At 69.7% G+C, this 12,558-nt stretch carries 11 protein-coding genes; 2 read left to right on the top strand and 9 right to left on the bottom strand.

What is annotated here, in order from left to right; all coding sequences use genetic code 11:
• Positions 1-9: 9 nt before the first annotated feature.
• A complete protein-coding gene (gene glmS / locus AC6I0Y_RS03470; protein WP_497733119.1) occupies positions 10-1,839 on the bottom strand; it encodes a glutamine--fructose-6-phosphate transaminase (isomerizing) in 1,830 nt (609 codons plus the stop codon).
• 269 nt (positions 1,840-2,108) lie between these two features.
• On the opposite strand from glmS, the gene AC6I0Y_RS03465 reads away from it, so the two are divergent.
• On the top strand, positions 2,109-2,552 hold the full coding sequence (locus AC6I0Y_RS03465; RefSeq protein ID WP_160708859.1) for a PadR family transcriptional regulator: 444 nt from the start codon (positions 2,109-2,111) through the stop codon (positions 2,550-2,552).
• Between the two features lie 77 nt (positions 2,553-2,629).
• Positions 2,630-3,274: a flavin reductase family protein gene (locus tag AC6I0Y_RS03460; RefSeq protein ID WP_497733117.1), complete on the top strand. Its 645-nt coding sequence runs from the start codon at positions 2,630-2,632 to the stop codon at positions 3,272-3,274.
• Positions 3,275-3,371: 97 nt separating this feature from the next.
• Here AC6I0Y_RS03460 and AC6I0Y_RS03455 read toward each other — a convergent pair whose 3' ends face one another.
• From AC6I0Y_RS03455 to AC6I0Y_RS03420, 8 genes are all read right to left on the bottom strand, one after another.
• Positions 3,372-3,890, bottom strand: coding sequence for a GNAT family N-acetyltransferase (locus AC6I0Y_RS03455; RefSeq protein WP_160708863.1), 519 nt, complete (start codon positions 3,888-3,890; stop codon positions 3,372-3,374).
• Positions 3,891-3,942: 52 nt separating this feature from the next.
• Entirely contained in the window at positions 3,943-4,917 is a 975-nt protein-coding gene (locus AC6I0Y_RS03450) for a DUF169 domain-containing protein (protein WP_160708865.1), read from the bottom strand.
• Positions 4,918-5,108: 191 nt separating this feature from the next.
• Entirely contained in the window at positions 5,109-6,446 is a 1,338-nt protein-coding gene (locus tag AC6I0Y_RS03445) for a radical SAM protein (protein WP_160708867.1), read from the bottom strand.
• A 4-nt stretch (positions 6,447-6,450) separates the two neighbouring features.
• On the bottom strand, positions 6,451-7,317 hold the full coding sequence (locus tag AC6I0Y_RS03440) for a TIGR04282 family arsenosugar biosynthesis glycosyltransferase (RefSeq protein WP_160708869.1): 867 nt from the start codon (positions 7,315-7,317) through the stop codon (positions 6,451-6,453).
• Between the two features lie 72 nt (positions 7,318-7,389).
• Positions 7,390-9,654 (bottom strand): molybdopterin-containing oxidoreductase family protein, encoded by a 2,265-nt coding sequence (locus AC6I0Y_RS03435; RefSeq protein WP_497733114.1) that lies wholly within the window; start codon positions 9,652-9,654, stop codon positions 7,390-7,392.
• A 9-nt stretch (positions 9,655-9,663) separates the two neighbouring features.
• The gene (locus AC6I0Y_RS03430; protein ID WP_497733112.1) at positions 9,664-10,725 is read right to left on the bottom strand and encodes a heterodisulfide reductase-related iron-sulfur binding cluster; all 1,062 of its coding nucleotides are present in this window, start codon (positions 10,723-10,725) and stop codon (positions 9,664-9,666) included.
• Positions 10,726-10,995: 270 nt separating this feature from the next.
• On the bottom strand, positions 10,996-11,979 hold the full coding sequence (nrfD, locus tag AC6I0Y_RS03425; protein WP_160708875.1) for an NrfD/PsrC family molybdoenzyme membrane anchor subunit: 984 nt from the start codon (positions 11,977-11,979) through the stop codon (positions 10,996-10,998).
• On the bottom strand, positions 11,979-12,557 hold the full coding sequence (locus AC6I0Y_RS03420; RefSeq protein WP_160708877.1) for a 4Fe-4S dicluster domain-containing protein: 579 nt from the start codon (positions 12,555-12,557) through the stop codon (positions 11,979-11,981). Before AC6I0Y_RS03420 ends, nrfD begins: the two co-directional genes overlap by 1 nt.
• Between the last annotated feature and the right edge of the window lies 1 nt (position 12,558).

The following is a 12,558-nucleotide window of genomic DNA, read 5'->3' as shown; positions in this document are numbered from 1 at the left end:
GGCGACGGGCTACTCGACGGTCACGGACTTGGCCAGGTTGCGCGGCTGATCCACATCGCAGCCGCGGGCCACGGCGATGGCGCGGGCGAACAGCTGCAGCGGCACGCTCGCCGTGATGGCGGAGAACGCGTCGCGCACCTTGGGGATGTAGATGACGTGGTCAGCATGGGCGCAGATGTCCTCGTCGCCCTCGGTGGCGATGGCCACCACCATGGCCCCGCGCGCCTTCGACTCCTGGAGGTTGGAGACCACCTTGTCGTAGACCGGGCTCTTCGTGGCGATGGCGATGACAGGGAAGCCCTCGTCGATCAGTGCGATGGGGCCGTGCTTCATCTCGCCGGCGGCGTAGGCCTCGGCGTGCAGGTAGCTGATCTCCTTGAGCTTGAGGGCGCCCTCGTAGCTGACCGCCGCACCCATCCCGCGGCCGATGAACAGCGCGCTCGCGGCGTCCTTGCAGGCCTGCGCCGCTTCCTCGATGGCCGCGTCGTCGGCCAGGATGCGCTCCACCTGCTCGGCAGTGTCGGCCAGCTCGCGGAACAGCAGGCGGATCTGGCTCGTCTTGAGCTTGCCCTTGGCCTGGGCGAGCAGCATGGCCAGCAGCGTGAGGGACACCACCTGGCCCAGGAAGCTCTTCGTGGAGGCCACGGCGATCTCCTTGTTGGCCTTGGTGTAGATGACCCCGTCGGACTCGCGGGCCACGGGGCTTCCCACCACGTTGGTGATGCCGAACACCTTGGCGCCCTTCACGCGGGCATCGCGGATGGCGGCCAGGGTGTCAGCCGTCTCGCCGGACTGGGACACGGCCACCACGAGCGTGGTCGGCGTGATGATGGGGTTGCGGTAGCGGAACTCGCTGGCCACCTCCACCTCGCAGGGGATGCGCGCCCAGCCCTCGATGAGGTTCTTGGCGATGAGGCCGGCATGGTAGGACGTGCCGCAGGCGATGACGTAGACGCGGTCGATGAGGTCGAGCTCCTCAGGCGAGAGGTCGAGCTCGTCGATCTCGAGCGCGCCGGCCGACAGACGCCCGGCCAGCGTGTCGCGGATGACGCGGGGCTGCTCGTGGATCTCCTTGAGCATGAAGTCGGGGTAGCCCCCCTTCTCCGCCACGTCCACGTCCCAGTCCACGTGGGTGACGGGCGGGTCGAGGGGGTTGCCGGCCTCGTCGAAGAAGCTCACCGCGTCCGGCGTGAGGCGCGCCACCTGGCCGTCGGCCAGCACCACCACATCACGCGTGGCGTCGATCATGGCGATGATGTCGCTGGCGACGTAGCTGCCGCGCTCCCCGCGCCCCACCACGATGGGCGAGTCCTTGCGGGTGACCACGATGACGCCGGGCTCGTGGGCGCACACCACGGCCAGGCCGTAGGCGCCGATGAGCCGCCCGGCGGCGTGGACCACGGCCGCCTGAAGGTCGCCGGTGTCGGCATAGGCCTCCTCCACCAGATGGGCCGCCACCTCGGTGTCGGTGTCGCTCTTGAACACGTGGCCGCGCCCGATGAGCTCCTCGCGCAGCTCGGCGAAGTTCTCGATGATGCCGTTGTGCACCACGGCGATGTCACCGGCGCACGAGGTGTGCGGGTGCGCGTTGGCCTCGGACGGGCGGCCGTGGGTGGCCCAGCGCGTATGCCCGATGCCGCAGGTACCCGTGAAGTCGAAGTGGGACAGCGTGTGCGCGAGGCCCGACACCTTCCCCTTGCGGCAGATCACATCGAGCGCGCCGTCCTGCTCGATGGCGACGCCCGCCGAGTCATAGCCCCGGTACTCCAGGCGTCCCAGCCCTTCGATGAGGATGCCCTGGGCCTCATCGGCCCCCGTGTAGCCCACGATTCCGCACATGCGCGCTCCTTGATCTCTCCGATGCGCCCCGGCCGCGCGCCGGCGGCGCAAGGGCAGGGCGCGAAAGCTCCGGCGACCATTGTACGGCAACCCCGCCCGCGCCGATCCCGCGCGTCCGCGAGCGCGCTCGCCTGCGTCGCGCCGGCGCGCGGCCGTGCCATCCGCCCCCGTCCTTCCCCGCCTTCAGCGAGAAACTATTCTCACCATGCAAATAGTTATGCGAGAATGTGCCCCATGCCAGACCAGACCAAGACGAGAGAGGGCCGCCCATGTGGAGCAGCTGCCACCCGAAATCCGATGAAGACCTGAAGGAATGCGCCGAGCTGGGCAAGTCGCTCAACCGGCTCTCCCAGCCCACCATCCTCACGCTCATGGCCAAGCACGGCGCGCCCATGCACGGCTACATCATCGTGCAGCAGGCCGCGCACTCGCCCATGTTCGGCGGCAAGAAGCCGGATGCGACGGGCATCTACCGCGCGCTCAAGCGCATGGAGGAGGCGGGGCTCGTCACGTCGGCGTGGGACACGCCCGAGGAGGGCTCGGCCAAGCGCCTGTTCACGCTGACGGACAAGGGGCTCCACTGTCTGCGCCGCTGGATCGACGCCTTGGCCTGCTATGAGCTGACCCTCGAGGAGCTGCGCGCCGATGCAGCCGACGCCCTCGGCATCGACCTGCCCGAGGCGCCCGTGTGCTCCCACGGCGCCGCCCAATAGCTTCGTCCGCCGGCGCCCCGCTCCTCCGCGCGCCCTCGCGCCCGGAAGGCGGGGCGCCTTTTCTTCCAGGAGGCCCCATGCCCGAGCTTTCCGCCTTCCCCGCCGCCTTCGAGGATATCCGCGGCCGCGACGTGGCGGCCCTCCACGACCCGCGCCCCCTCGTCATCGTGGGAGCGCGCGGGATTGACGGCGCCGTCGGGTTCGCCACCGTCATCTGGGTGACGCCCCTCTCCCACACCCCGCCGCTCGTTGCCTTCGCCCTGCGCGAGGCCTCCCACACCATGGGGCTCGTGCGCCAGGCGGGCGCCTTCAGCCTGGCCACCCTCCCTGCCGACGCCGACGCCGCCCGCCTGGCGGAGCTCTGCGGCAACCAGACCGGGCACCGCTTCGCCAAGGGCGACGCCGTGGACTACGTGCTGGTTGAAGTCGAGGGCGCCAGGGACGCGGAGCCGCGGCCGGCGGAGGGTGCGGGCGCCCCGGCCGCAGACGCAACGCGCCTCGTGCCGGTACCGGCCGCCGCGCTGTCCTGGGAGGCCTGCGCCGTGCGCTCCGTCCAGGAGGCGGGCGACCACCTGCTCGTCATCGGCGAGGTCACGCGCGCCGCCACCCGCGGCTCCCGCGACGAGCGCGGCCGCCTGGCCCCCGTCGAGACCCTGCTCTGCATCCAGCACGGCGCCTACGCCCCCGTGGCCGCCCCGCTGGCACCCGACGCCGAGGAGTGAGCGCCACCGCACCCGCCGCCAGATCCTGCAAGAGCCCCTCAGAAGACGATCGGCGCCCGAGCAGGATGCGGATGCACGTTGGTGTCAGCGAAAACGATCACGTGAGCTCCAGATAGCGCCCGAGAACATCATCATAGTGGGAGTCAATGAGCGCATCGTAGTCCAAGGCGGCACCAGGCTCCCCGCCCCCAACAGCCCACCGCATGGGCTGAGGCCCGCATTCGGGGACGAGCTCGCAGCCGTCGCAGTTCTCGGTGACGGAGGTGTCGATGAGCTCCCAGGCGCAGTCCTCGAGCCCGAGCGCCCGGTAGAAGGGCACCGAGGCCCCGCGGGCCACGAGGCGCAGCTCGCCGTATTCGGCCGTCGCGGCCTCCATGAGCGCGCGGCCCACCCCGTAGCCGCGCCAGGAGCCGTGCACCACCACGGGGTTCACGTGGGCCACGCCGTTGGCGCCGAACGCGATGCGGATGAAGCCCACCGGCTCGCCGTCGCCGTTGGCGGCCACCGTCACGCGCTCGAGCGAGGGCAGGTTGTCCATCCCCTCGTTCCAGCAGTACGCGTCCAGGTAGGGCCGGTCCTCCTCGACCGCCGCCCTCAGCGAAAACAGCTCGGCCATGAACTCTCCTTCACTCAACGCCCCCCCCCGCACGGAGGAGGGAGCCGCAGCCCTACATGATGGGCGGGACGTAGATCTTGTTGCGGGAGTCGGGGATGGCCTTCTTGGCCAGCTCCGCAGCGCCCTCGGCAATGGTGGGCAGCAGATGGGTGGGCACGCCCATGAACATCATGTCCTCGCCGATATCGCTCGCGGCGCGGCAGCCGTAGCAGCCGAAGGTGATGTTGGGCTCGTCGTTGGCCAGCGGCAGCAGCACGGCCTCGACGCACATGGAGTTGAAGCCGCTCGCATGGAAGTCGTGGCGGTGCCCCGAGTAGTAGCTCATGGACATGCACAGCCACATCATCTGCTCCGGCGTGCCGGTGAACACCACCACCTCCGGCTCGCGCACCGTCTTGGCAAGCGGCGCCACGTAGGTGGCCCGGCGGCTCTTGGGCGGCAGCGTCGGGCGCTCGGCCACCATGCGCGCGGCGGCCTCGGCGTTGACCACCTTGTGGAACAGCACGTAGATCTCGCCCGTGGCCAGCTTCTCAGGCACGCCGGTCATGCCGAAGATGGATGTGCCGTCGGGGCACGAATGCCGATGCGGCGGCATGAGAATGCTCGCGCCGCGGCGCGCCGCCATCATGGCCTGGCAGAAGCGCAGGTTCTCAGCGGGGATGGGCGCATCGGGCAGGGCCTCGCCGGCCGCGATGAGCCCCACGGCCACCGGCTGCCAGCGCAGGTCGAGCGCCTCCATGATGGCGCGCTGGTAGCCCGCGAGCTCCTCGCGGCGCCCCTCGTCGAGCGGCTCGGCGCGCTCCTCGTCAGCAAAGGGATCGAAGGTGGCGTCGCCCACGGCCTCCACCAAAAGCGCCCGCTTGGGGCAGTTCCCCGCGCAGGTGGTGCAGCCCACGCACTGCTCAGGATAGGCGGCGAAGGGATAGCCCTCCTCGTTCATCTCCAGCACGTCGCACGGGCAGAACGCCACGCACAGCCCGCATTGGACGCACCGCGCCGGGTCGTTGGTTATCCGGTAGTCAGCCATCAGCTTCGTTCTCCTTCTTTCCCGCGCGGGCTGTAGGCCCGCGCCAATCAGCCTCGTAGAGGCGCGTCCGCCGGGGCGGCGCTCACCAAGCGAGTTCCGCAGCGACTGGAACAGCCCAGTGGGCTGTTCCACCAAGCGAGGACTGTCTGAGCGACTGAGCGCTGCCCCGGCGGGGATGCCGTCCCCCAGGTTTAGTGCCTATCCCCCACCCCGCGCAGCTCCTCCTTGCACCAGGGCGGGTAGACGCGCTTGCCGGCGGCGTCGGTCAGGTGGTAGGAGCAGAACGGGATGGCGCGGCCGTCGGGCACGGTCACCATCATCGAGCACTCGCGCAGGCGCTGGGTGTCCATGGACACGGCGTCCATGTAGTTCATGATGATGACGGACAGCCCCGTCTTCACCTCGACGCCCTTCTTGTAGAGGATGTCGAGGAACACCGAGCCCTGGGGGCTGTCGGGGCTGTAGCCGGCGGCGTACTCCTCCATGGTCATGGCGCGGGTGGCCGGGTAGAAGCCGCTCGGGTGGGCGGCTCCGTCGTCCTTCACCAGGAACACGCCCGTGTCGCACAGCGGGTTCGAGCAGCCGAGCGGCCAGATGTCGCGCGGCTCCAAGAGCCCGTCGGACTGCTCGGCCAGGCTGAAGATGACGTCGCCTGCGCTCATGGGCAGCGCCCGCTCGGCGTCGAAGCGGCCCGAGGTGAAGGCCGGCTGCAGGGCCAGGCCCGCCACCACATCGGAGTTCTCCAGGGCGAAGCGCAGAAGGTCGCCGAGCTGGCCGTCGTTGACGCCCGCCACCACAGCCACCGACAGCACGCACTGGACGCCGGCGGCACGGCAGCGCTCGATCACCTTGAGCTTGACGTCGAGGATGTCGCGGCCGCAGGTGGCCTCGTACACGTCGCCGGTCAGGCCGTCGAAGGACAGGTACACGCCGGTGAGCCCTGCGGCCACCAGACTCTCCAGGTAGCCCTCGCGGGCGGCGATGACCAGGCCGTTGGTGTTGATCTCTATGCCCCAGAAGCCCTTCTGGCGGCCGCGGTAGATGATCTCGGCCAAATCCTTGCGGCACGTCGGCTCCCCGCCGGTGATCTGCACGGCGCCGTCGGTTCCCACGGCATGCGCGATCACGTCATACATGGCGTCGATCTCATCGAGCGTGGGGTCGCCCTCGTTGCCCTCGGCACTCGCGAAGCACACGGGGCAGCGCAGGTTGCAGTTGCGCGTGACCTCGATCTCAAGCAGCGTCCCGCGGCGCTCGTGGCGGGCGCAGGTGCCGCAGCCCTTAGGGCACGGGCCGCACACCGGGGTGGTGTTCGCCGGCGCCGTCTTGGGGAAGGCCTCGGAGCGCAGCCACTCGTAGTGGTCGGCATCGGGCCACATGCGCGTGTCGAGGCGGCCGTGGTCGGGGCAGGTACGGCTCATCCACACCACGCCCTCGTCATCGGCGTACACCTCGGCCGGCAGCTCGCGCAGACACGTCGGGCACAGCGCGCCCGTCGTGTGAAGCACGCGGCGGTTCTCCTCGGTCATCTCGCTACTCCTCGTCGATGTACTGGCGCGGGTCGTGCTCCTCGTTGGGCGGGGTGCACACGGTGATGCCCATGAAGTCCACCCAGTCGAGCACGCGACGCGGGACGAACAGCTCGGGCTGGTAGCGGGCCGCCCGCTCGATGGCGCGCATGCACGAGATGGCGTGGGCCAGGTCGGTGCGCTCGTCGATGTCGGCCACGGGCGAGAAGTAGGCGCAGGGGATGTCCTTCTCGACGATCTTCTCCATGTAGGCGTCGAGCGCCGCCTTGCCGTCCAGGTTGTAGTAGACGCCCTGGTGGTTGATGGGGGTCTCGCGGTTGGCGCCCACCAGCGACGTGCCGCACTCCTGGCACGGCGCCATCACGAAGCCCGGCGTGCCCTGGGACTGGAAGTAGTCGAGCCACTGGAAGGCCTGGATGATATGGGACTTGGGCAGCGTGGGGATGTCGCCGCCCACAGACACGATGTGCTCATAGCCCAGGTCGAAGATCTGCTTGAAGGCGTCGTCGAAGTGATCGTCGAAGGTGGCGCCCTTGTCGGTGAGGTAGTGGACCTCCATCGGCCACGGGCCGATGGCCTCGAACGTCTCCCTCATGAGCTCGACGTTCTCGGCCGGCGTGGTGGACACGAAGAAGTCGTAGGTGATCTTGTCGACGGACGGGTCGGCGGCCACGGCCGCGTCGTTTGCGGCCTGCAGCTCGTAGAGCGCGTGCATGCACGCCTCGCTCACGTCGTAGAGCGAGCGCCGGAAGAACTCGGCGGCCTGCTCGTCGGTGAGGAACCCGCCGTGCTTCACGGTCAGGCGCGTCTTCACCATGCCCGGCACGGGCGGCTTGCTGAACACCAGCAGGGCTTGCTTCTTCTCTGCCACGGATGTCTCCTTCTCTCGCGGGCGGCGCTGCGCCCGATGGGTACCCTCGTAGGCGGCCGGCGGGCCGCTCCCCTATCCTCGCGCGGCGGGATCGGGCGTGAAGCCCGGCTGCCACGAGAGGGGACGGTCGTCGGCGCGGATCATGCAGTCGATGGCGTTGTAGGACCAGGTGCCGATCATCGGCTCGCCCTCGTCCACCGTGCAGGACGTGAGGCAGTTGACGTTGGACTCCCACATGCCGCCGAACTCCGGAGCGCCGGCCTCCCACTCAGGATGCCACCATCCGTAGTCCGCATTTATTAGACCATCTCTCATACGTATTGTATCCAAAACGAAGCGCGCCTCGCCGTGATCGGTGGCCAGGACCACCGTATCGCCCGAGGAGAGGCCGAGGGCGGCCGCCGTGGCCTCGCTCACCTCCGCCACGGGGAAGGGATGGCGGCGGCGGAAGGCCTCGTTGTTGAAGTACATCGAGGCGTTGTAGGGCTGCTTGCGCGCGCCGGTGATGAGCGGCAGGTGCGTCCAGCCCTCGGCCTCGCGCTCGGCGATGAAGGCGTCGCTGCACAGGCGGCGCGGCTCGCCGGGCTCGGGCAGGCGCGGGCCTCCCAGGGCGCCCAGGGCCTCGCTTGCCAGCTCGATCTTGCCCGTGGCGGTGGCGAAGCCCTGGGGCCGGCCGTCGGGGCCGGGCTGCAGATGCTTGCCGTAAGCCGGCGGCTGGTAGCACAGCCCCAGCTCGCAGTAGGTCTCCCAGTCCATGCCGCATGGCGCGAGGGTGGCGGCGATGGCCTCCTCGAAGGTGGCCTCGGGCCAGGCGTCCTCCTGCCCCAGGCGCAGGCCCAGCTCGCGGAACACCTCGTAGTCCACCTTGCGCTCATAGTAGGGCGCGCAGGCGGCCGGCCCGCCGTAGGCGATGTTGGCCACGCCGCCGTGGGCCTGGAAGGTGGGGCGCTCCATGGCGCCGGCCGCCGGCAGCACGTAGTCGGCCAGCGAGGCCGTGGGGGTGAGGTAGTAGTCGAGCACCACGATGAGGTCGAGCCCGCTCAGGGCGGCGAACACCCGGTGGGTATCGGCATAGGTGAGCAGCGGGTTGGTAGCCTCCACGATGAGGGCGCGCACCGGGTAGGGCTCACCGGTCTCCATGGCGCGCAGCACGAGGTCGGGATGGGCCGAGGTGAGGTAGCGCGCCGGCAGCTTGCGGCCCATCCGCTCGGTGAGCGCGGCCACGCGCGCGTAGCCCTCGTAGCTCTGCAGCGGCGTCACGCCCGTGTTGAGGCAGCGCGCGGCCAGCTCATCGGCATGCTCGAGAGTGAGCTCCAAGTCCACCTCGGGCACGAAGTCGCTGCCCTCGGCCAGCACGCAGGCGCCCGGCCGGTCCACGTTGCCCGTGAGGGCGCGCAGGCAGCAGATGGCGCGATGCGTGGGTGCCACCGAGCGGCCCACCTGGTCGATGCCGCGCCCCGACACGAGGGCCGAGGGCGCGGGTCCGGCGAACAGGCGCGCCACGCGGCGGATGTCCTCGGCGTCCACGCCGCATTCCGCAGCGGCCGCCTCGGGCGTCCACGGAGCCACATGCGCCGCCAGCTCGTCGAAGCCGTGGCACCACTCCTCCACGAAGGCGCGGTCGATGAGGTCCTCGGCGATGATGACGTTGAGCATCCCGAGCGCGAGCGCGCAGTCGGTGCCGGGGACGGGCGCCAGCCAGATGTCGGCCGCGGCGGCCGTGCGCGTGTAGCGCGGGTCAATCACCACGAGCGGCACGTCCGAGCGCCCGATCTTGAGCAGCGTGCGCCAGAACAGCGAGTTGTCCGACTCGGCCGGGTTGGTGCCCCAGATGACGACGCAGCCCGTCTCGTCGGTGATGTCGGCTTCCACCGTCCAGCCGAAGGTGAGCACGTCCATCCAGATGCGCGGGTTCCAGCAGATCTGCCCGATGCCCATGTTGTTGGGCGACCCGAACAGCGTCATGAACCGGTGCAATGGCCAAAACGACGTGTGGGGCCCGCCGATCATCGAGGCCAGAGTGCCCGGCCCGTGCTCGGCCGCGAGCGCGGCCAGGCGCGCCGCGATGTCGTCAAGCGCCTCGTCCCAGGACACCTCCTCCCACGCGCCCGAGCCGCGCTCCCCCACCCGGAGCAACGGGCGGTTCACGCGGTCGGCGCCGTCGAGCACCTCCAGGTTCATCGGCCAGCGCCGGCATCCCGCCAGCACCTGCGGATCGTACGGGTAACGGCTCGCGTCGGGCTCGAGCGCGGTGATGCGCCCGTCCTCCACCGTGGCGGTGAAGGCGCACAGGTAGCCGCAGAAATGGCAGTTGGTCTTTCGCTGCTCGGTGGCCATAAGGCCCTCCTATTCCCCGAGGACCTCGACGTCCTCGTTGCTCATGGTCACGTCGTGGCGCGCCTCCTCCTCGGGCCCGGTGAGCGCACGCGCATCCTCGGAGGCCTCCTCGGCGGCCCGGTCGGCCACGGTGGGCTCGGTCGCGGCCTCGTCCGCGCCCAGGCCCACGAAGGCGCGCTCGCCCGCGCCGGCCACGCCGAGCGTCTCGTCGAAGAGGAAGCGCAGCTTCATCCACGCGCCCGCGCTCGCCCAGTCGATGCGCCAGTCGTAGAGCAGCTCGAGGAAGTGGACGGCAGGCATGGCCGCCTGGGCCGCGTTCAGCTGGAACACGCAGGACAGACACGCCGCGACGAGGGCGTCGGCGCGGACCTCCCGCGCCTCCTCGCCATTGCGCGCAGCCATCTTGTCGGCCGCCTCGAACTTGCCGGCCGCGCGCAGAAGCGACCCGCAGCACAGCGAGCGCGCCCGCGCGTGCGCCGGCTCCACGCACATCCCCGCAGGCAAAAGCGCCCGCATGCCGTCGGCGAACTCGCCGCGGTCGCGGTCGGGGCACGAGTCGTGGGCGCACAGGCGCACGGATGCCCCGGCGTCACCGACGACAAGGCGCGCCGCCGTGCCGGCGTCCACCGCGTAGCCCAGGTGCGCGAGCGCCGTCGGCAGCGCCGTCACCTCGACGCCGGCCGTGGCCGCATCGGCGGCGAGCGCGTCGCGCAGGGCCTTCGCGCAGTTGGGGCACGCCGCCACGATGCGCTCGACGCCGGCAGCCGCCACGTGCTCGCGCAGGGTCTCCTCGAACGCAGCGCGCACGGCCTCGCCGTCCGGCTCGTAGGAGAGGATCTTCCCGCAGCACAGAAGCGAGATGCCGCTCACGCTGCCGGCGTCCCGCAGCGTGTCGTAGACCGCCGCGACGAGCGGCAGGGCGTAGTTGATGAGCGAGCAGCCTGGGAAGAACACCGACGGGCACGGCTCGAGCGCCCCCTTGCCGGCGGCCGCGAGGCGCGCCTCCCCCGTCACGCGGTCGAAGCCCACCGTCGATCCGGTGAGCGCGTCCTCGAACAGGTACTCATCCACGTCAGTTCTCCTTCCCCAAAGGCCGGGGGCCAGCATACGCAAGGGGCCCGACTTTGACAAGCCGAGCCCCTTCCTCATTTCACTTCTTTACCCAACACGCTCACTGGTTCGCCCAAGGGAGTCAGCGAGAGGCCGTACGGTGCCTGGGATAGCCCCGCCGCGCGGCCGAGCGTACTTCGTACGCGAGGGTAAGCGCACAAGGGGCTAGGCCAGGTGCCGTACGGCCTCGGAGCGTCGGCCTGTTACGACGTTGCGTTAGCAACGCCGTAACTAGAAGATGTTCTCGCCGTAGGTCCAAGCCTTGACGAACTTGTCGTCCTTGTCGGCGATGCGGGTGTAGTAGCGATCCTCGCCCGGCAGCGGCGCGCGGTCGTCGGAGAGCACCACCATGAAGCGGAGCAGCAGGCCGCCGAGCAGCACGAGCACAGGAGCCACCAGGGTGGAAGCCGCGCTGTGGCCGCCGAAGACGTAGAGGATCTCGGGCAGCAGCAGGCCGCCGAAGATCATGCCGCCCCAGAACAGCGGCGCGTAGGAGCCGTGCACCCAGCGGTGGGCCGCCTTGTTGGCCGTCTTGTTGCCGGCACCCAGGAAGGACAGCACCATCACGAGCAGCACGACGATCTCCACCACCACGAGGATGATGTCGACGGTATGCAGGATCTCCTTGCTGGCCTCGGCCACGATGACCGTCTCCAGGGAGAACACGGCCGGCCACCAGCCGATGGACAGGGCGATGGCCGCGCAGGCGGTAGACAGGGCCGACACGGTGAACAGCACCGGCAGGGCCGGGGTCGCCCAGAAGGCGTGGGCCTTCAGGGTGGACAGGAAGATGCCGGTGTAGAGCATGATGCAGGTGCCGGAGATGCCCGCGATGGCCAGGTTCAGCTCGCGGAAGGGCACGAGGAACGCGGCGATGGGGCCGAACCAGTCCCACGGCACGTAGCTCGCGAACCACAGCACGCCGAAGATAGCGCACACGGTCAGGAAGCGCGCGCCCCAGGCGAGCACGCTCGTGCTCTTCACGAAGGCGCGGTAGAACACCATGGGCTGGCCGAGGTCGACCACGAGCATGATGCAGCCGAAGCCGAGCGCGCAGATGCCGAGGAATCCAGGCCACGCGAGCACCTCGCCCATCATGGGGATGTCAGGGTACACGAAGAAGCTCAGGATGGCGGCGAGGCAGAAGATGCCGCCGCCCAGGCCGCCCAGGAACAGGTAGGTCGGAATGGGCCACTCCCAGTAATGATGACGCATTATGCCTTACCTCCCAACTCAGGAATGTAGTAGATCTGCGGGCCGGTGCCGAGGTCCTCGAGCAGGCGCACCGTCTCGACGGAGCCGATGAGCTTGGACACCTCGGAGTTCGGGTCGTCCAGGTCGCCGAAGATGCGGGCCTTCTGGTGGCAGGTGGCCACGCAGTAGGGCTCGGCGCCCGGGTCGGCAGCGCGGTGATCGCGGCAGAACGTGCACTTGCGCACGAAGCGATGCAGGCGGGGCTGGAGCTTGGACTGGTCGCGCATGCCGTAGGGGCAGGCGTTCACGCAGGCCAGGCAGGCCATGCACTTGTCGTAGTCAATCCAGACCACGCCGTCCTCATCCTGATGCGACGCGCCGGTGGGGCAGCACGGCACGCAGGCCGGCTTCTCGCAGTGCATGCAGAGCGTGGGCAGCCAGCTGCGGTGCACGTTGGGCCAGGTGCCCTTGACGCCCTCGGTGAGCACCGGGTTGTAGACGATGTCGAGCGGCAGGTCGTTCCACGTACGGCAGGCAACCGTGCAGGAATGGCAGCCGATGCAACGACGCTGGTCGATGACCATAACGTAACGGGTCATG

The organism is Adlercreutzia sp. St.1H8, from assembly GCF_059728655.1.
Note: the sequence above shows the minus strand (reverse complement) of the source record. Positions and strands in the feature narration are given on the sequence as shown.